Raw genomic sequence first — 19,686 nt, 5'->3', positions numbered from 1 at the left:
TCGCGCCCACGCACGCCCTGACGATATCCTCGTCGGCACGTCCATGATCCTGGGCCGGAGAGGCAGCCGCTATGGAGATCATCGAATTCATCCCCGAGCGCGAGCAGTACGCCTGGACCTTCGGCGGAGTGCCGCCGGTCCGCACGGTCACGCCGGGTACGCTCATGCGGCTGTGGACGGAGGACGCGTTCAGTGGACGCCTGCAAAGCGCATCCGATCGGCCGAGCGAAAAGCTGGACATGCGGGAGGTCAACCCGCAGACGGGACCGTTCTACGTCGAAGGTGCCGAGCCCGGCGACACACTCGCGCTGCACATCGTCGATCTGGAACCGGCCAGGGACTGGGCGGCGTCCGCGACGATCCCCTTGTTCGGTGGACTCACCAGCACCGACCGCACGGTCACGCTGCAAGACGCGCTGCCCGAACTGACCTGGATCTACCAGCTGGACCGGGAACGCCAGACAGTGCGGTTCGAGGCGCTGCGCGGTGAGCTGCAGCTTGACCTGCCCGTGGCGCCGATGCTGGGCACCGTCGGCGTGGCTCCCGGCGCGCGGGAGGTGCGTACATCGCTGGTTCCGGACATGTTCGGCGGAAACATGGACACCCCGGAGATGCGCGCCGGAGCGACCTGCTACCTGGGGGTCAACGTCGAAGGTGCCCTGTTCTCCGTCGGCGACGGGCACTATCGGCAAGGTGAAGGCGAGTCCTGCGGCACGGCCGTCGAGGGCGCGATGAACGTGACCCTGATCGTCGAGCTCATCAAGGGGCACGCCCCAGTGTGGCCACGCATCGAGCAGGATGGTCATTACGTCGTGGTCGCCTCGTCGCGTCCGCTCGAAGACGCATGGCGGGCCAGCCAGGCCGGGATGGTCGCGTGGCTGGGTGAGCTGTACGGGCTCGATCGGCTCGACGCCTACCAGCTACTCACGCAGATCAGCGAGTCCCCACTCGCCAACGTCGTCGACGCGAACTACAGCGCGGTCACCAAGGTCGCCAAGCGGCTCCTCCCGACCGGTGACGCGTACAACGGCATGCATCGCCACTTACGTGGCCAGGCGGCCACGGTGTAGCGATCCTGTTGCCGCGCCACATCCCCAACGACGAGGAGACGAGCGATGGACCTGCACCTATCCGGAATGAAGGCGCTGGTGACCGGCGGCACCAAGGGCATCGGACGGGCCACCGTCGAAATGCTCGCCGCCGAGGGCGCCGCGGTGTCCTTCTGCGCGCGCACCGACGACGACGTCAAGGCCACCTGCCGTGAGGCCGAAACGGCCGGCCACCGCGTGCGTGGCGAGGCGGTCGATGTCCGCGACGGCGACGCACTGGCCGGGTGGGTTGAGCGTTCGGCCACCGAGCTCGGCGGAATCGACATCGTCGTCGCCAACGTCAGTGCGCTCTCGATCGGCCCCGAGGAGGAGAACTGGCAAGCCAGTTTCGAGGTCGACCTCATGCACACCGTGCGCGCGGTGAACGCCGCCATGCCGTATCTGGAACGCAGCGAGGCCGCCTCGATCGTCGCGGTGTCCAGCGTGTCCGGCCGCGAAGTCGACTTCGCAGCCCCCGCCTACGGACCGATGAAGGCCGCAATCGTGCACTACGCGCAGAGCCTTGCGTACCAACTGGCGCCCAAGGGCATACGAGCCAATAGCGTCTCGCCGGGGAACACGTTCTTCGAGGGCGGCGTCTGGAACCAGATCAAGGACGGCAACCGCGACCTCTACGATCAGGCACTCGCGCTGAATCCGACCGGGCGCATGGGCACACCCGAGGAGATGGCGTACGCGATCACCATGCTCGCCAGCCCGCGGGCGTCGTTCATATCCGGGACGAACCTCGTCGTCGACGGAGCACTCACCCGCGGCGTCCAGCTCTGACACGAAACGCTGGAGCGTAGCAAAGCCCCGCGGTGCCTAACTCGGCCGAAACCGGTCAGAGGACAGTTTGTCCGCGGGGCGATGGTCCACGTACTACCTGATGTAGGGCTTGCCCCTCGTCTGAACGGATGGTCGCCGTCCGACGCGTACGTGGCGGCGACATCGCCGGTAGCCTGGGGGCATGGCGAAGTTCGAGTACGCGCCGGCACCGGAGTCGCGCGCCGTCGTCGACATCAAGAGCTCGTACGGGCTGTTCATCGGCGGTGAGTTCGTCGATCCCGCCGACGGTACGTCGTTCAAGTCGATTAATCCGTCCAACGAGGAGGTCCTCGCGGACATCGCTGAAGCCCGTCAGGCGGACATCGACGCCGCGGTGAAGGCCGCCCGCGACGCGCACACGCGGACCTGGGCGAAGTTGTCCGGACGCGACCGGGGCAAGTACCTGTTCCGCATCGCCCGGATCATCCAGGAACGCGCCCGCGAGCTGGCCGTGCTGGAGTCGCTGGACAACGGCAAACCCATCCGCGAGTCCAGGGACGTGGACATCCCGCTGGTCGCGGCGCACTTCTTCTACTACGCCGGCTGGGCGGACAAACTCGACTACGCGGGATTCGGGCCGGATCCGAAGCCGTACGGCGTCGCCGGCCAGATCATCCCGTGGAACTTCCCGATGCTCATGCTGGCCTGGAAGATCGCGCCCGCCCTGGCCACCGGCAACACGGTGGTGCTCAAACCGGCCGAGACCACCCCGTTGACGGCGCTGCTGTTCGCCGAGATCTGCCAGCAGGCGGATCTGCCACCCGGGGTCGTCAACATCGTGACCGGCGCCGGCGACACCGGCCGGCTTCTCGTCGAGCACCCCGGCGTCGACAAGGTCGCGTTCACCGGGTCCACCGAGGTCGGAAAGGCCATCGCGCGCAGCGTCGCCGGCACCGAGAAGAAGGCCACGTTGGAGCTGGGCGGCAAGGCGGCCAACATCATCTTCGACGACGCGCCGATCGACCAGGCCATCGAAGGCATCGTCAACGGCATCTTCTTCAACCAAGGCCATGTCTGCTGCGCCGGCTCCCGGCTGCTCGTTCAGGAATCGATCTACGACGACGTGCTGACCAGCCTGAAGCGCCGCCTCGGCACGCTGCGCGTCGGCGATCCACTGGACAAGAACACCGACGTCGGCGCGATCAACTCGGCCGAGCAGCTGACGCGCATCCGTGAGCTCTCCGAGGTGGGCGAAGCCGAGGGAGCCGAGCGGTGGTCACCGGAATGCGAGCTGCCCGAGCGCGGATTCTGGTTCCCGCCCACCGTCTTCACCGGCGTCTCGCAGGCGCACCGGATCGCCCGCGAGGAGATCTTCGGGCCCGTGCTCTCCGTGCTGACGTTCCGCACACCCGCCGAGGCGGTCGAGAAGGCGAACAACACGCCATACGGGCTCTCCGCCGGTGTGTGGACGGACAAGGGCTCCCGGATCCTGTGGATGTCGCAGCAGCTCAGAGCCGGTGTCGTGTGGGCCAACACGTTCAACCGGTTCGACCCCACGTCGCCGTTCGGCGGCTACAAGGAGTCCGGCTACGGCCGAGAAGGCGGCCGCCATGGCCTGCAGGCGTACCTGAAGGTGGATGAAGCCGCGTGATGACCGAACGGCGAAGCGCCGAGCGAGGCACGAGCGAGAAGCTGAGCGTGACCATATGAGCGAACGGTTGGCCGTGAAGAAGACGTACAAGCTGTACATCGGCGGGAAGTTTCCGAGGTCCGAGTCCGGCCGCTCATACCAGGTCGCCGACGCGAAGGGGAACTTCCTCGCGAACGCCGCGTACGCCTCCCGCAAGGACGCGCGCGATGCGGTGGCCGCGGCCCGGAAGGCGTTCCCCGGCTGGTCCGGGGCCACCGCCTACAACCGCGGCCAGGTCCTGTATCGGGTCGCCGAGGTGATGGAGGGCCGGCGCGCGCAGTTCGTCGACGAGGTCGCCGCCGGCGAGGGGCTGAGCCGGGGCAAGGCGGAGAAGTCCGTGGACGAGGCGATCGACCGCTGGGTCTGGTACGCGGGCTGGTCGGACAAGATCGCGCAGGTGATCGGGTCCAGCAACCCCGTCGCCGGGCCGTACTTCGATTTCTCGGTACCCGAGCCGACCGGCGTCGTGGCCGTGCTCGCACCCCAGCGGTCGTCGCTGCTCGGCTTGGTGTCCGTCCTCGCGCCGGTGCTGGTCAGCGGTAACACCGCCGTCGTCGCCTCGTCATACGAACGCCCGTTGCCGGCGATCACGCTCAGCGAGGTGCTCGCCACCTCCGACGTGCCGGGCGGTGTGGCTAACATTCTCACCGGCCGGCTCGCCGATACGGCGCCGACCCTCGCCTCGCACATGGACGTCAACGCGATCGACCTCACCGGAGCCGCCGGTGACCATGCGCACGCCGCCGAGCTCGAGCTGGCCGCCGCCGAGAACCTCAAACGGGTGGTACGCGCCCCGGGCGAGGAACCCGACTTCACGCCCGAGCCCGGCCTGGGGCGGATCGCGTCGTTCCTAGAGACCAAGACCGTCTGGCATCCCGTGGGGATCTGACTGCCCCGGTCCGTCCGCGCCGGACGGAAGCGAACAGGCTCCGCTACCGGCGAGGTTTCCCGGCGGTGCCTCCACGGCGGCCCGAGTCACGTTCGCCGCGTCCTGCCCCTCGTTCGTCGCGCCCTGTGTCACGCTGCGCGCGTCCTACGCCTCGCGTACCGCCTCCCGCGTCACGCTCACGGCGCACGGTGATCTTCCGCCCCTTGATGGTGGTCCGCCGCAGCGCCGCGATCACGTCGTCGGCGGCGGACTCGGGGACCTCCACCAGGGAGAACCGGTCCGCGATGTCGATGGCACCGATCTCCCGGCCGCTGAGCTGCGACTCACCCGCGATGGCGCCGACCAGATCCTGCGGCCGCACCCCGGCATGGCGTCCGCCGCCGACGAAGATCCGTGTCATGCCGTCCGTGCGGCGTCGCCATCCGTCGCCTCCGTCGGCCCCGCGACGTCGTGGCTTCGACCTCGTCGCGACGTCGGCGGCGTCCGGGATCTCCACCTCGTCGGCCGTCTCGCCGCTGGCGTCGTGCGCCAGCTTGACCGCCGCCAGGGCCACGTCCATGACGTCGAATTCCTCGGCGAGGCCCTCCACGACCACCCGGAAACGTTCCAGATCATCGCCGTCCATCAGGGCTTCCTGCAGCGCGCCCCTGGTCAGCTCGAGCCGCCGGATACGCAGATCCGCGACGGTGGGCAGCTGCTCCACCCGGATCCGCTGCTTCGCCGTCCGCTCGATCGACTTCAGCATCCGGTGCTCGCGGGGTTCCACGAGCGTGATCGCCACGCCCTCCCGACCGGCACGGCCGACCCGGCCCACGCGGTGCACGTACGCGTCCGGGTCCGACGGGACGTTGTAGTTGACGACGTGCGTGAGGTGTTCGACGTCGAGCCCGCGTGCCGCCACGTCGGTGGCCACCAACAGGTCGGCCGCCTCCCGGCGTAGCCGTCCCATGACCTTGTCCCGCTGTTCCTGGCTCATCCCGCCGTGCAGCGCCTCCGCACGGTAGCCGCGGCCGCTCAACGTCTCCGTGAGCTGATCCACTTCCTCCCGGGTTCGGCAGAAGACGATCGCCGCGGACGGCGCCTCGAGGTCCAGAATCCGGCCGAGCGCGGCGGACTTGTACTGGCGAGCGACCACGTAGGCGGTCTGCCGGACCCGCGGCGGTTCGCCCGACGGCGCCGATGCGCGCCCCATCTCGATCCGCACCGGGTCCCGCAGGTGGCGCTGCGCGATCCGCTCAATCCGGTGCGGCATCGTGGCCGAGAAGAGCACCGTCTGCCGGCTCGTCGGCGTCTGATCGAGCAGGGCCTCGATGTCCTCGGCGAACCCCATGTCGAGCATCTCGTCCGCCTCGTCCAGCACGACCGTCCGCACGTCGTCCAGGCGTAGCGAGCCGCGGGCGATGTGGTCGAGTGCGCGCCCAGGCGTCGCGACCACCACATCGACGCCGCGGTCGAGCGATCTCAGCTGGGTGCCGATGGGTTGCCCACCATAGATCGGCAGCACCCGGACACCCAGCTCTCGACCGTAGCGGTGGAACGCCTCGGAGACCTGCATCGCCAGCTCACGCGTGGGCACCAGCACCAGGGTCGTGGGTTCCGGCGAGCGCGGCGCTTCGGCCATGCGCTGCAACGCGGGCAAGGCGAACGCCGCCGTCTTCCCGGTTCCGGTCGCGGCCTGACCGAGCAGGTCACGACCGTGCACCAGCGGCGGTATCGCCTCTCGCTGGATGGGCGTGGGTTCTTCGTAGCCCAGGCTCGACAGGGCCCCCAGCAGCTCTGGTCGCAGCGCCAGCTCCGCGAAACCATCCGTTGCCTCGGTCTCGCTCACCGTCATCAACGCTCTCCTGACCTCTGCCGCCGGTTGTCTGAACGCTCAGCGTACGCGGCGTACCGACCTGGCTAACCCGCCTGGTCAACTGATCGGGCTGACGTTGTCCGCTTGATTGCCCCGATCACCGCGCGTGACGTCGAACTGCACGCGCTGACCGTCCTCCAGCGTACGGAAGCCGCCGGTGCTCACGATGGCGGTGTAGTGCACGAAGACGTCGTCGTCGCCCTCGTCGGGTGCGATGAAGCCGTAACCCTTACCGCTGTCGAACCATTTCACTGTGCCTGTCGGCATCCGGATCACCCCCGGTGGAGCATCGTTCTGAGCCCCGGATACCCCGCCGAAGGGATACCCATTCCGGCCCGGTCATGACTGATGGGATGCGCGTTTGGGGCGCTGTAACCCACCAAACGCGTATCCCATCCAGCTCCGAACGGGCGCGAGGCCAGCGCACGAGGCCAGCACGCGGGGCCAGCACGCGAGGCCGAGCGCGAGCCGTTCCGGCCGAGCCGGGATGACCCAGTACCATCAACGTCACCATGCGGGTGCTGCTGGTCGAGGATGACAACAGCTTTGCCGACGCGCTGACGACAGCGCTGCGCCGGCACGGCCACGAAGTGCTGCGAGCCGCCTCCGGCGAACAGGCCCTCACCGCACCCACCGTGGATCTGGTCCTGCTCGACCTCGGTCTTCCGGACATGGACGGCATCGACGTGTTACGCAAGATCCGGCAGCGCAGTCCCGTCGGGGTGATCGCCGTGACGGCACGCGGCGACGAGCCGCAGCGGGTGCTGGGGCTACGCAACGGCGCGGATGACTACGTCGTCAAACCGTTCGGCATGGCCGAGCTCTCAGCCAGGATGGACGCCGTCCTGCGCAGGGCCCATTCCGCCGCTCCCCCGCCCGGGCAGCGGATCCGCGTCGGCAGCCTGGAGATCGACCTCGCCGAGCACGCCGTCTATCGGAACGGCACACCGGTGAACCTGACCCGCAAAGAGTTCGACCTGCTCACTGCGCTGGTGCGCGCCGAAGGTGCGGTGCTCTCCCGCGAACACATCCTGGCCCAGGTGTGGCAGACCAGCTGGCGCGGTGTCGGCCGCACCCTCGAGGTGCACGTCGCCAGCCTGCGCGCCAAGCTCGGCGCCCCACAACTGATCGAGACCGTCCGCGGTGTGGGCTACCGGCTGGCCGTGGTCCCCGAGATGCCGGACTGATCGCGCATGCGGCGCCGGCTACTCGTCGTCTACCTGTTGATGGCCGCCGCGGTCCTGCTGGCGGTGGCGGTTCCGTACGCGGTGTCGATCGCGACCCGCGAGACGCAGGCCGTCTTCATCGACCAGCTGAACGACACCGCGCGGTTCGCGTCGATGGCGGACCCGGCACTGCGCTCCAACGAGACGGTGACGCTGCAGGACGAGATCTCCCGCTACGACGAGCTGTTCGACGTCGGCGCGGCCGTCCTGGATATCAACGGCGAAGTGATCGCGGCCTCCCGAGACGACCTGCCGCTCGCCGACGACGAGGTGCGGCGCCGGATGAACGCCGGATTAGCCGGTGAACGTTCCGGCATCGAGCAGGTCGTGTGGCCGTGGACGACCCGCCCGCTGGTGCTGGTGGAACCGGTCGGCCGGGGCGGCGAGGTGATCGGGGTGGCGCTCACGGTCGCGCCGACCGACGAGCTCAGCGGTCACATCCGCAACCAATGGATCGTGCTGGGCGGGGTCGGGTGCGCGGCGATGGCCGCCGCGTCGCTGGTCGCGCTCGGGCTGGCACGCTGGACACTCCGCCCGGTACATGACCTCGATACCGTGGCGCACGACATCAGCGCCGGCGCCTTGGACGCCCGGGTTCCCGAGGACGAGGGCCCAAGCGAGTTGCGCCGGCTCGCGGCGTCCTTCAACGCGATGGCGGACACGGTCACCGGGACGTTGAACCGGCAGAAGGCGTTCGTCTCCCAGGCGAGTCACCAGATGCGCACCCCCCTGGGTGTGCTGCGGCTCCGGCTGGAGAACCTGGCCGAGCACGTGCGGCCCAGCGGCCAGCGGGAGCACAGCCTCACCGTCGCCGAGATCAACCGGCTGGCACAGATCCTCAGCGGCCTGCTCACCCTGGCCCGTGCGGAGGGCACACCGCTGCAGCTCACGGAGGTGGACGTCGACCGGCTGGTGGACGACCGGATCGCCGGCTGGCAACCGATGGCCTCCGAGAGCGGGGTCCTGCTGGCACGTGGTGCCCGCCTCGGCCACCGGGTACTCGCCACCGACGACGTCGTCGGGCAGTGCTTGGACGCGCTGCTCGACAACGCGTTGAAGTTCACCCCGAGCGGGGGCCACGTCGTCGTCGATCTACGCCGCGACGGCGACACGGCCGAGATCCACGTCATCGATGAGGGGCCGGGGTTGAGCGAGGACGAACGCGAGCAGGCGGGCACCCGGTTCTGGCGCAGCCCGGACCACCAGAACACGCCCGGCTCCGGCCTCGGCCTGGCCATCGTCCGGGAACTCGCCGATGCGTGCGAGGGCGATCTGACGCTGCTACCCGCCGATACCGGAGGCATCGACGCCCGGCTCCGACTGCGGCTCGTCGTGAATGGAACGACCGCCGACGACGCCCGCGCCCCGGCATGGCACGCCGAGCGCACGTGATCGCGTCCGTCTTGTCCACGTATGTGGAGGCCCCGAGCGTGCCATGCCCGGATCAGGACCTGCGCGCATCCCGGTAGTACTCCACGGCGCCGGGGTGTAACTCCACCGGATAGGTGGAGAACGCGGCGCGCAGGTTGAGGCGGCGCGCCTCCGGGTGCGCCTCGGCAAGCTCGTCCCGCGCGCTGAACAGCAGCTCGGTCAGCGCATACGCCAGCGAGTCGTCCATCTCCGCCGAGACCACCAGGTAATTGGGTACGCCGATGGTGGTGATCGGCAACAGCCCATACACCGAGTGCGGGATGCTCCGCTCCGAATAGAGCTCGCCGTACTCGGACCGCATCACCGGCGCCATCTCCGCCAGGTCGATCAGCCTGATCTCGTCCTCGTCGGCGAGGCGCCGGATCGCCTCGGTCGGCAATCCGGCGGAGAAGAAGAACGCGGTGATCTCACCGTTCATCAACGCCGCCGCCGACTCGTCGATATTCAGCCGATGCCGCTGCAGGTCCACGGCCGGGTCCATCTCCGCCACCTGGAGCAGGCGGTTGACGATCACCTCGGTGCCGGAGTCTGCGGCGCCCGTCGAGACCGGATGTCCCCGCAGGTCCGCGAGGGTCCGGATATCGGAGTCGGCCGTCACGGCCAGATGGACGTAGTTGTCATAGAGGCGGGCCAGCGCCCGGATCGGCTGCGGCTGGTCGAACGGCTCGGCACCGATCACGGCCAGTTCGACCGAGTCGGCCAGGCTGAACCCGATCTCAGCCTCGCCCGCGACCACCATCCGGATGTTCTCCAGCGACGCCGCCGTGGTCAGCACCTCCGGCTGCAGGTCCGGCAGGTGTGCGTCGACGACGTCGGCCAGGCCGTTCCCGTACTCGTAGTACACGCCTCCGCTGCCGCCGGTGGCGATCCGCAACGGGCCCTCCGGACCCTCGTCCGAGCACGCGGCCAGCAGCAAGGCGAACGCCGCAACGCCCGCCGCGAGCTTCGCCAGGAACCGTCGCATGCGCCGACCATAGCGGTCCAGCGGCCGGGGATGAACCTCAGAGCTTCCTCAACTCCGGTCCGCGGATCCGCAACGCGCCGCGATTGGCCGTTACCGTCCCTGGCACCACGGTGACGGCGGTCACACCGGGCACCCACCGGTCACACACCGCCATCCGCGCACCGAAGACCTCGACGACGAGAAGGAGCGCTCCATGCGACCTCGACATCGGTACGCCGCCTGCATCGGCACCGTCACCGCCGGGCTGGTTCTCGCCGCGTGCTCGCAGCCGGCCAACAGCAGTGACGACGACGACGGCGAGTCGGGCAGTCTGTCCATCGCCACCGGCACCACGTCCGGCCTGTACTACCCGATCGGCGGGGCCATGGCGGAGATCATCAAGGACTCCGTGGACGGCGTCAACGCCAGCGCCGAATCGACCGGCGCCTCGGTGGAGAACATCCGGCTGCTCGACGCCGGCGACAGCGACCTGGCGATCGCCCAGGGCGATGTGGTCTACCAGGCCTACCACGGCGACGGCGAGTTCTCCGACGCGGCGGTGGAGACCAACACGCTGATGGTGCTGTACCCGAACGTGTATCACGCCGTGTCGCTCGCAGCGATCGACGAGGACCTCGGCCTGGACTGCTTCGGCGACGTGGCCGGTCACCGGTTCTCGGTCGGGGCGCCGGGCAGCGGCAATGAGCTCGCCACCAACCTCGTCTTCGACGCGCTCGGCATGTCCACCGACAGCGACATCTCGCGGCAGCGCTACGCCTACGCCGAGACCGCCCGTGCGCTACGCGAGGGGCAACTGGACGCCGGGTCCTGGGTGGTCGGCGAGGGGCACGGCTCGCTCAGTGAGCTGGAGGCCACCGACCCGATCCATCTGATCCCGATGTGCGATGACGAGGTCGCCGCCGTCACCGACCAGTACCCGTTCTACACGCCGCACACGATCAGCGCGGACACGTATTCCACCATCGACGACGACGTCTCGACGATCGCGTTGTGGAACGTCGTCTCGGTCAGTTCCGACATGTCCGAGGATCGCGGCTACGAGCTGGCGTCGGCCCTCTACGAGAACGTCGAGACGATCAGCCAGGTATACGCGGGCGCGGCCGACTACCTCACCCTGGAGACCCTGGAGAACAGCCCGGTTCCGCTGCACCCCGGCCTGATCAGGTACGCGGAGGAGCAGGGGGTCGAGATCCCCGACGAGCTGCGTCCCTGACCGGCCGGCCGACCGTCCGGCAACCCGTCCGACCGTGTCAGACCGTCCGACCGTCTCAGGATCGTCGATGAACCGCTCACGTATCAGCCGGGTTGCGCGGATCGCCCTCGCGGCGGCCGCCGCGCCCGCGCTGGTCTTGATCGCCCTGGCCTGGCCGGTCTGGCCGGCGCTCTCGATCGCTCCGGACGGCGGCACCGCAGGCTACGTGCGGCTCGACGACGGCGAGGCGTTCGGCCTGACGTTCGTGCATTCCGTGGATCACCTCCCGATCCAGGACTGGTACCACGTCGAGGACGGGCGGATCGTCCAGGACTCGACCCGGTTGGTGCAGTTCGGCGCGGGCATGGGGCACATGCCCGGTGTGGGCACCGGGCACGACGCGGGCGACTGGTGGGAGATCCGGGGCCTGGAGCGGGAGATCGGTGACCTCGTGCTGCGGGTCGGCAGTGCCGCGGTGGACCACCGCTTGCAGGTCGGCGATACGCACGTAGCGCTGTCGCGCTGCTGGGAGCGACAGCGCGTCACCGTCCGGCCGGTCCGGGTCTCCACCCTGCAGCTGATGACGTCGTCGATCGACGGCGTGAGCTGCGGCGAATAGTTCGTTCTGGCAGATGGAGGAACGCATGGGCACGCACGCATCGCGGCCGACAGCACCGGCCACATCGGCCACATCGGCGATGCCGACCGCGGCCGGACCGGATCGGTTCGTCGACCCGTCCGGGGAGACGGGCGGGCCGGATCCGTTGTGGCGCCAGCTGGCGGCCGCTCGTTGGGGCGAAGGTCGCTCCGGTCTGGTCGCCGGCGTCGCCCTGCTGCTCATCTCGCTCGGGCTCGGCGGTTTCCAGATCTACACCGCGATCAGCCTGGAGCTGGATGCGTACCTGCAACGGGTGCTGCACCTGATGTTCATCCTCGTCCTCGTCTTCCTGATCCGCCCAGCCGGTCAGGGCTCGTGGGCGCGCCGGTGGCCTATGGCCGTGGTCGACCTGAGCCTCTGCGTCGCCGCCGTGACCGTCAGCGTCTACCCGGTGGTGTACTTCGACGAGATCGTGACCCGCTTCGGCGCCCCGACCGACCTCGACCTCGCAATGGGCACTGTCGCCATCGTGCTGCTCCTGGAGGCGTGCCGGCGCGCGATCGGCCTGTTCATGGCCGTGCTGGTCTTCAGCTTCATGCTCTACGCGTGGACCGGTCCGTTCATGCCCGGAGACCTCTACCACGACGGGTACACGTTCCAGCGCATCGTCTACCACAGCTATCTCTCCCAGGAGGGTATCTTCGGGCTGGCGCTGGGCGTCGCGGCGACGTTCGTCTTCATGTTCATCCTGTTCGGCGCCATGCTGCAGAAGACCGGCGGCGGCGCGTTCTTCATCGACATCGCCTATGTGCTCACCGGCCGATACCGGGGCGGTCCGGCGAAGGGCGCCGTCGTCGGCAGCGCCATGATGGGCTCGGTCTCCGGAAGTGCCATCGCCAACACGGTCACCACCGGCGCGTTCACCATCCCGCTGATGAAGAAGGTCGGCTATAAGCCACACGAGGCGGGAGGCGTGGAGGCGGCCGCGTCCACCGGCGGGCAGTTGCTCCCGCCGATCATGGGCGCCGGGGCGTTCGTCATGGCCGAGTACATCGGCGTGCCGTACACCGAGATCGTGAAAGTGGCGATCATCCCGGCCCTGATGTACTTCGCCGTGGTCTTCCTGTTCGTCGACATCCTGGCCCGCAAGCACGGCATCGAGGGCCTGCCGAAAGAGAGCCTGCCCCGGCTGAAGGCCGTGCTCACCGGAGGATTCCACTTTCTGGTGCCGTTCGTCCTGCTGGTCTACCTGCTCACGCAGTACGTCACCCCGCTGCTGGCCGGCCTGTATGCGACCACCGCGCTGTTCGTGGTCGCCATGCTGCGCGCCGGCAGCCGGCTGAACGCCAAGGATCTCGCCGAGGTCTTCATGCTCGCCGCGAAGAACGCGGTGGGTGTCTCGGTAGCGACGGCCGCGGCGGGAATCGTCGTCGGCATGGTCGGCCTGACGGCGCTCGGACTGAAGTTCTCCAGCCTCGTCGTCAGCGTCGGCGGTGGCCATCTGTTGCCGACGCTGCTGATGGTGGCGCTGGCGTCGCTGGTGCTCGGGATGGGACTGCCGGTGACGGCGTCCTACATCGTGCTCATCGTGCTGGCCGGGCCGGCGCTGCTGGAGTTCGGCTTGCCCGTGATCGTGGTCCACATGATCGTCTACTGGTACAGCCAGGACTCGAATGTGACGCCGCCGGTGGCCCTCGCCGGATTCGCCGCATCCGGCATCGCGGGCTCTCCTCCGATGCGCACCGGCGTCGCGGCCTGGAAGTTCGCCAAGGGCCTGTACCTGATCCCGCTGCTGATGGCGTACTCGCCGCTGCTGCTCAACGGGAGCGTCACGGAGATCGTCGCGGCCGTGGTGACCGGCCTCATCGGTCTGCTGACCTTCGCGGTGGCGATCGAAGGGTACTGGCTGCGCCCGACGACACTGCTGGAGCGGCTGGCCGCCGTCGCCGCCACCGGGTTGTTGCTCGCTCCGTCGGGCCTGACCGACGCCGTCGGAGCGGTGCTGGCCGCCGTCGTCGTGATCACCCAGACCCGATCCCGCACCACCTCATGATCATGAACACTAACCGTGCTATGTGAACGGAAAGTGTTCATGATCATGGGGGTGGGGTGGCTAATGGCGGACGTCGACGTCGTGACGTTCCGTGTGGTAGCCGGGCCACGACTCGTTCCGCCGGTCCCGCGTCGTATCGCCGAACGGCTCCTGGCTCACCAGCCGACCATCCCGCACCCATTCCGAGCCCCGGCGCTCCAGCAGGTCGATCAGCTCCTGCCGCAGGTCCGCCCGGCGCTTCTCATGCTCGGACGATCCGCTCAGGTCCGTCCGCTCGTCCGGGTCGTTCTCCACGTCGAACAGCTGCTCGGTGTCACCCTCGGGGTAGTGGATGTACTTCCACCGGCCGTCGGTGATGGCGTGATACGTCGCGTCCGGCACACGCCCAACCCCGTCGACGTACCGGCGCGGGCTGTCGAGCTCGCCCCGGGCCAGCGCGAACAGGTCCTGCCCGTCGCACTGCCCGGGTGCCGGCTGGCCGGCGGCGGCCAGCAGTGTCGGCATGATGTCGGCATGTGTCACCGGATCGGCGACGGTCGTGCCGTGACGCCGGTCGTCCCAGGACTTCGGCAAGCGCACGATGAACGGCACGTGTGCGGACGCCTCGTGGAAGAAGGTCTTCGCACCGGTGTGATGGTCTCCGAGGTACTCGCCGTGGTCGGAGGTGAACACCAGCAGCGTGTCGTCGAACATCCGCAGGTCCTGCAGCGCGGCGAACACGCGGCCGATGGCGTAGTCGATGTGGGTGACCAGGCCGTAGTAGGCGGCACGGGCGGCCCGGATCACCTCCGGCGGGATAAGGTCGAGCGACCACTTCTCCCGAGCCCGCCGGAACGCCTCCGGGCAACGCTCGTCCTCGCTCCAGTCACCGAACACCGGCTCCGGAATCGGGCTGTTCAGATACATCGAGTAGTACGGCTCGGGCGGATCCAGCGGAGGATGCGGCTTGGAGAACGAACACCACAGGAAGAACGGGACCGTCGGGTCCCGCCGCTCGCGTATGTAGTCGACGCAGCGCTCGGCGGTCCAGGACGTCAGCGTGAGGCTCTCCGGTACTGTCGCCATCCCTGGGTACAGTTCGTTCTGCCCGAGCCCGTGCCGCATCGGCTGCACGTCGTGCCCGCGCCGCGTCATCTCGGTGTAGTAGTCCGCCGGGAGAAGCATCTCGTCGAACCCGTGCCGGGCCCGCTCCGGGGTGAAGTGCATCTTCCCGATCGCCGCCGTCTGGTACCCGGCCTGGCGAAGCATGCTCGGCAGCGACGTCTCCCGGTCGACGACCTCCGACGAGTGGCCATTGTGCGCCATGCCGTGGCCGGCCACGGTGCGCCCGGTCATGATCGAGACCCGGGACGGCACGCACATCGGACACTGTGCGTACGCGGACGAGTATGTGATGCCCTCGCGCGCCATGTGATCGAGGTGCGGTGTCCGCAGGAAATCCGGCGCACGCGGGCCCACCGTGTCGTAGCGTTGCTGGTCCGTCGTGATCAGAACGATGTTGGGTCCGCGCGTCATCTTCCCTGCCTGCTCCCTTCGGACCGAACGCTGACGTTCCGACCCTACACAGGCGCATCTGCCATCGGACCGCCCAGCAACCGGACAGCGACCGGCGTTCGAGCGTCGCGCAGCCCGCGTGCAACCGGCGGGCAACCCGGCGTGCGTACAGCGTCCGACCAGCGCGCGCGAGCGTCGTCGCGAGCAGTGGGCGAGCGGCCTGCGAGCGTCGTCGCAGTCAGCCCCAACTCATTCCATAGCCGGCTCCGCCGGAGGCGGATATAGTCCGCTACATCGGCTGGGGGCCGCGCAAGGGGAGGCAACGATGCCGCGAATGAGCAGGGAAGATGCCATGCACGGCGACGGCCTTGATCGCCGTAGCCTGTTGCGAGCGGGTGGGTTGACGGTGGCGGCCGGATTCTTGGCGCCGATCAGCCACGCGCTGCCGGCACACGCCGCGGACGACGGCGAACCGGAGCTGGGAACGATGGCCGTGTGCGCCGGAAACCCCTACGTGAGCCGCGCGTGGGTCGGCGAGTCCGGCTGGGATCTGCGGCACCGGACGGGATGGAACGGACAGCTCGGCGTACACGGCGGGCGCCACTCCGAGCAGTTCAACGCGACCTTTCACGACCGGTGCAACACCTGGCTGCAGAACCTCGACGCCATCGCGCGCATCAGCCGGCCGAGCACCAGCACCAGCTGGGGAATCCAATGGCTCGGCGACATCGGTGCGGGCGTCTGCAAGACCGGACAGCACGGTACCGGGCGCGCACTCGACATCTCCCGGGTCCAGTGGGACGGCGGCTACGTGGACCTGAACAAGCACTGGCGGGGGCCGGAGACCAGGGTCGTCAAGCGGCGGTACCTCGCGGTCGTGGCGTCGTGCCGGCGCTACTTCCGCAACGTCTTCACCGCGTGGTACGACACGGACGGCTCGCACGTGAACCACGTGCACGTCGACGACGGCGGCAACAACTCCGGCGGGACCAACATCAGGACCGGCCACAAGGGTGACACCACCATCGTGCAGGCGGCCGCGCGATACCTGGGCGTCAACAGCGACATCGTGCTCGACGGCATCTGGGGCCCTATCACCCAGTCGGCGTACAACACGCTCATGTCGCGGTTCAAGATGACGACCGGCTCGGGCGGCTGCCAGACGTACAACCCGCTGAGCAGCACGGCCGACATGAAGGTGTTCCTCCGCTACGTCATCCGCAACGCCATCGCGGACCAGAACGCCGGCTACTACCACGCCCCGACGACGGACTGCTAAACCGAGCACCCCGACGGCGTCCGTACGCGGGGCGGGTCGTGGCCGGCGCGACGTTGTGAGTCGGGACGGCTCGGACAGTACTCTCGACGGGATGTCTCCGCACCGGCCCCGGCGCCGCTTCCTCGCGCTCACGGCGCTCGCCGTCACCGCCGTCCTGGTGACGACGGCGTGCGGCGGGCCCGACGAGCCGACCGCGGCGCCGCCGTCTGGTGCACCCGCGCAGTCTGGCGCGCCAGTGCCGTCTGACTCGCGCACCGGCTCGTCCCCCGGCGGCCAGGTGAGCAGTCCGGAAGAACACGGTTCCGAAGCGCCGGCGGACGCGACCGGGGGCGGCGATCCGTCGACCGCCACGGGCACGGTGTCGCCGAAACCCGACCAGGAGCCCGTCACGATCTCGTTCGTCGGCGACATGCACTTCGAGGGTGAGCTCCGCTCCCGGCTGGACGACCCACGCGGCGCGCTCGCCCCGATCTCCGGACAGCTCGCGGAGGCGGACCTCACCGTCGCCAACCTCGAGTCGGCGGTGGGCACCGGGGGCGACCCGGAGCCGAAGCGATACCTGTTCCAGGCGCCGCCGGCCGCGTTCGACGCGCTCGCAGCCGCGGGTGTCGACGTCGTCACCATGGCGAACAACCATGCGATGGACTACGGATCAGCCGGTCTGGCCGAGACCTTCGACGCGCGGCGACGAGCCGCTGCCGCCGATCCGCCGCTCTCGGTCGTCGGCATCGGCGGCGACCGGGACGATGCCTTCGCTGCGGCCGTCCACGACGTCGGCGGTACGACGGTCGCCGTCATCGGGGCGTCGACGCCGGACGACCCGACCGCCGACCCGACCGAGCAGTGGGCCGCCACGGAGAATCGGCCCGGCGTCGCCGTGGCGCTGGACCCGGAGCCGCTGCTCGACGCCGTCGAGGCGGCACAGCGCCAGGCCGACGTCGTCGTGGTCTACATGCACTGGGGTGTGCAGGGCGACGCCTGCCCCAGCGACTCGCAGACGGAGCTGGCCACCGAGCTGGCGGCCGCCGGGGCTGACGTCGTCGCCGGCAGCCATACCCACCAGCTGCAGGGGGCCGGCATGCTGGACAGCACGTATGTCGCCTACGGCCTGGGCAATTTCGCCTGGTACACGCAGAGTTCAGAGGCGACGTCGACCACCGGCGTCCTCACCCTCACCGTGGCGGACGGGCACGTCACGCGGGAGTCCTGGGCGCCGGCGACGATCCAGCCCGACGGCCTGCCCGAGTTCGCGTCCGGCGCGAGGGCCGAGCGGATGCGCGAGGAATTCACCGAGCTGCGTGAGTGCACCAACCTGCAACCCCTCAACCTCCCATGATCATGAACACTTACCGTTCACATAGCACGGCAAGTGTTCATGATCATGGGAGCTGCGCACCGTACGGCGCGTCCAGTCTCGGCTCGCCGCACACCCCCGACTCGCCCACCTCGACCGTGAGCCGCGGATAGACGTGTCCGCCCCACGGGTTCGGCACCGTAAAGGTCTCACCAGGGACGGCGCCGTCCACGCATGCCCCGGGCGTCCCCAGTTCGATGGGACGGCCGTCCTCGTCGAACAGCATCACGTCGCGCAGCAGGGCACCGTCCGGACCGTAGACGAAGATGTTGGTGCCCGCCAGTCCTTCAGCTGTGTCCACCCCATGGTCCACGTACACGTCACCGCCTTCCTCCACGACCTCGCCGTACCCGTCGTTGAGTTCACGCTGGGCGTCGTTGTAGCCGACGTGGTAGCCCTCGTCATACTCGGCGCCCTCAGCGTCGTACGAGACGTAGTCGACGGCCGGCATCCTCGTCTCCGCGACCAGGCCGATCGAGACCGCTGCCCCGCCGACCACCAGCGCCGCGTTCGTCGCGTACACCGCACGCCGACCGCCGTCGGCGATCTGCCCGGACGCGGTCCGCAGGCCCAACACCACGGACGGCACGAGCGCCGCCAGGAACGCCACGGCACCCATCGCGACGGTGGTGACACGGGCCACCAGGACGCCGAAGATCACCGCACGTAGCACCCACCAGGCCGGGCCCAGCGACTGGACGAAGCCGATGGCGGACCCGCCCCACGGTTCGCTCCGGATCTTTTCGTAGCCGCGCACGGCCACTCCGACGCCGGGGATCTCTCGCAGTTCGGTCGCTGGATCTCGCCCCGCCACGAGCAGACCGGTACACGCCGCGGCCGCAACCGCGGACACCGTGGCGGCCCCCACGAGAGCGGGGGACCCGTGGGTCACGAATAACGCGTCAAGCACGGTCGCAATCGCGAAGGCAACGGCTGCCCAACCGAAGACCGCCGCCGTGAACCGCCCCAGGCGACGGAAGAACCCAGGCTGTTCCACAAGCTGAGACGTCGGCACCGGTGGTGCAGGCTCGGCCATTCCGGCACCGGCTCGCAACTCCCGCGCATACGTCGCGGGCGGACCGAGGCGGTCGATCAGGGCTTCGTCCGTGGCCTGGTCGCCGAACTCGGCCACCACGTGGGCGAGATGGTCGCGGACCTCGTCCATGATCTCCGCGAGCTCTCCGGGCGGCAGATCGGCCAGTTCGTCGCGGACGGCGGACGCGTATCTCGCCGCGACCTCGTCACCCGGCCATTGTGGATCTGTCACGTTGCCTCCTTGCTGCCGTGGTCGATCAGGTCGGACATCGCCGCCGTGAACTCACGCCACGTCTTCGCGGACCGGTTGAGCAGGTCGATGCCGGTGCCGTTCACGCTGTAGTACTTGCGGTTGGGGCCTTCCTCGGAGGGCACCACGTAGGTGGTCAGCGCTCCCGAGTTGTACAGGCGGCGCAGCGTTCCGTACACCGAGGCGTCACCGACCTCGTCGAATCCGGCAGCACGCAGGCGCCGGACGATCTCATAGCCGTAGCCGTCCGCTTCACGGAGTACCGCGAGCACGGCGACGTCGAGCACTCCTTTGAGGAGCTGACTGGTATCCATGGCTGTCCCTCCCTCGGGCCACGTCACCAGTATTACGCTTTGCACAGTACTCCGCAAAGCGCGACACACCCCTCAACCTCCCATGATCATGAACACTTACCGTTCACATAGCACGGTTAGTGTTCATGATCATGGGGAGTGTCAGGGGACCCTGAGCCGGAAACCGGGGGCTTACTGGATGTTCACGACCGGCCGGGATCCCTACC

General features: G+C 68.9%; 18 protein-coding genes. 11 read left to right on the top strand and 7 right to left on the bottom strand.

Going from position 1 to position 19,686, the window contains the following annotated elements:
• Positions 1–71: 71 nt before the first annotated feature.
• The 4 genes from G1H10_RS06000 to G1H10_RS05985 all read left to right on the top strand — a co-directional run bounded on the left by G1H10_RS06000 (position 72) and on the right by G1H10_RS05985 (position 4,435).
• Complete coding sequence (locus G1H10_RS06000; protein ID WP_163734098.1) at positions 72–1,070, top strand: acetamidase/formamidase family protein; 999 nt, start codon at positions 72–74, stop codon at positions 1,068–1,070.
• A gap of 45 nt (positions 1,071–1,115) precedes the next feature.
• Complete coding sequence (locus G1H10_RS05995; protein WP_163734096.1) at positions 1,116–1,877, top strand: SDR family NAD(P)-dependent oxidoreductase; 762 nt, start codon at positions 1,116–1,118, stop codon at positions 1,875–1,877.
• A gap of 181 nt (positions 1,878–2,058) precedes the next feature.
• Entirely contained in the window at positions 2,059–3,507 is a 1,449-nt protein-coding gene (locus G1H10_RS05990; RefSeq protein ID WP_163734093.1) for an aldehyde dehydrogenase family protein, read from the top strand.
• 55 nt (positions 3,508–3,562) lie between these two features.
• Complete coding sequence (locus G1H10_RS05985) at positions 3,563–4,435, top strand: aldehyde dehydrogenase family protein (RefSeq protein WP_163734090.1); 873 nt, start codon at positions 3,563–3,565, stop codon at positions 4,433–4,435.
• A gap of 43 nt (positions 4,436–4,478) precedes the next feature.
• Here the strand turns inward: G1H10_RS05985 and G1H10_RS05980 are convergent, their stop codons facing one another.
• Complete coding sequence (locus G1H10_RS05980) at positions 4,479–6,269, bottom strand: DEAD/DEAH box helicase (protein ID WP_163734088.1); 1,791 nt, start codon at positions 6,267–6,269, stop codon at positions 4,479–4,481.
• 78 nt (positions 6,270–6,347) lie between these two features.
• On the bottom strand, positions 6,348–6,557 hold the full coding sequence (locus tag G1H10_RS05975) for a cold-shock protein (protein WP_163734085.1): 210 nt from the start codon (positions 6,555–6,557) through the stop codon (positions 6,348–6,350).
• 245 nt (positions 6,558–6,802) lie between these two features.
• On the opposite strand from G1H10_RS05975, the gene G1H10_RS05970 reads away from it, so the two are divergent.
• Both G1H10_RS05970 and G1H10_RS05965 read left to right on the top strand, forming a co-directional pair.
• Positions 6,803–7,477 carry a response regulator transcription factor gene (locus G1H10_RS05970; RefSeq protein WP_163734082.1) on the top strand — a complete coding sequence of 225 codons (675 nt, stop codon included), beginning with the start codon at positions 6,803–6,805 and terminating at the stop codon, positions 7,475–7,477.
• Positions 7,478–7,483: 6 nt separating this feature from the next.
• A complete protein-coding gene (locus G1H10_RS05965) occupies positions 7,484–8,908 on the top strand; it encodes a sensor histidine kinase (protein WP_163734079.1) in 1,425 nt (474 codons plus the stop codon).
• A 52-nt stretch (positions 8,909–8,960) separates the two neighbouring features.
• Here the strand turns inward: G1H10_RS05965 and G1H10_RS05960 are convergent, their stop codons facing one another.
• Complete coding sequence (locus G1H10_RS05960) at positions 8,961–9,911, bottom strand: TAXI family TRAP transporter solute-binding subunit (RefSeq protein WP_163734076.1); 951 nt, start codon at positions 9,909–9,911, stop codon at positions 8,961–8,963.
• Positions 9,912–9,948: 37 nt separating this feature from the next.
• On the bottom strand, positions 9,949–10,119 hold the full coding sequence (locus G1H10_RS05955; protein WP_163734073.1) for a hypothetical protein: 171 nt from the start codon (positions 10,117–10,119) through the stop codon (positions 9,949–9,951).
• On the opposite strand from G1H10_RS05955, the gene G1H10_RS05950 reads away from it, so the two are divergent.
• The 3 genes from G1H10_RS05950 to G1H10_RS05940 all read left to right on the top strand — a co-directional run bounded on the left by G1H10_RS05950 (position 10,105) and on the right by G1H10_RS05940 (position 13,754).
• Entirely contained in the window at positions 10,105–11,124 is a 1,020-nt protein-coding gene (locus G1H10_RS05950; protein WP_163734070.1) for a TAXI family TRAP transporter solute-binding subunit, read from the top strand. The two genes, G1H10_RS05955 and G1H10_RS05950, sit on opposite strands and share 15 nt — an antisense overlap.
• Positions 11,125–11,191: 67 nt before the next feature.
• Positions 11,192–11,722 carry a DUF1850 domain-containing protein gene (locus G1H10_RS05945; RefSeq protein ID WP_163734067.1) on the top strand — a complete coding sequence of 177 codons (531 nt, stop codon included), beginning with the start codon at positions 11,192–11,194 and terminating at the stop codon, positions 11,720–11,722.
• A 25-nt stretch (positions 11,723–11,747) separates the two neighbouring features.
• Complete coding sequence (locus G1H10_RS05940) at positions 11,748–13,754, top strand: TRAP transporter permease (protein WP_216852944.1); 2,007 nt, start codon at positions 11,748–11,750, stop codon at positions 13,752–13,754.
• Positions 13,755–13,814: 60 nt separating this feature from the next.
• On the opposite strand, the gene G1H10_RS05935 is transcribed toward G1H10_RS05940, so the two are convergent.
• Complete coding sequence (locus G1H10_RS05935; RefSeq protein WP_163734061.1) at positions 13,815–15,269, bottom strand: sulfatase-like hydrolase/transferase; 1,455 nt, start codon at positions 15,267–15,269, stop codon at positions 13,815–13,817.
• Positions 15,270–15,582: 313 nt separating this feature from the next.
• Between G1H10_RS05935 and G1H10_RS05930 the strand changes: the two genes are divergently transcribed.
• On the top strand, positions 15,583–16,527 hold the full coding sequence (locus G1H10_RS05930; RefSeq protein ID WP_163734059.1) for an extensin family protein: 945 nt from the start codon (positions 15,583–15,585) through the stop codon (positions 16,525–16,527).
• A 91-nt stretch (positions 16,528–16,618) separates the two neighbouring features.
• Complete coding sequence (locus G1H10_RS05925; RefSeq protein ID WP_163734055.1) at positions 16,619–17,863, top strand: CapA family protein; 1,245 nt, start codon at positions 16,619–16,621, stop codon at positions 17,861–17,863.
• Between the two features lie 43 nt (positions 17,864–17,906).
• Here the strand turns inward: G1H10_RS05925 and G1H10_RS05920 are convergent, their stop codons facing one another.
• Together G1H10_RS05920 and G1H10_RS05915 are read right to left on the bottom strand one after the other, a co-directional pair.
• Positions 17,907–19,148 (bottom strand): HAAS signaling domain-containing protein, encoded by a 1,242-nt coding sequence (locus tag G1H10_RS05920; protein WP_163734052.1) that lies wholly within the window; start codon positions 19,146–19,148, stop codon positions 17,907–17,909.
• Positions 19,145–19,480 (bottom strand): PadR family transcriptional regulator, encoded by a 336-nt coding sequence (locus G1H10_RS05915; protein WP_163734049.1) that lies wholly within the window; start codon positions 19,478–19,480, stop codon positions 19,145–19,147. Before G1H10_RS05915 ends, G1H10_RS05920 begins: the two co-directional genes overlap by 4 nt.
• Positions 19,481–19,686: the final 206 nt, after the last annotated feature.

The sequence above is a fragment of the Phytoactinopolyspora halotolerans genome, assembly GCF_010550675.1.
GTDB lineage: Bacteria > Actinomycetota > Actinomycetes > Jiangellales > Jiangellaceae > Phytoactinopolyspora > Phytoactinopolyspora halotolerans.
This window is presented reverse-complemented; position numbering and strand designations above follow the sequence as displayed.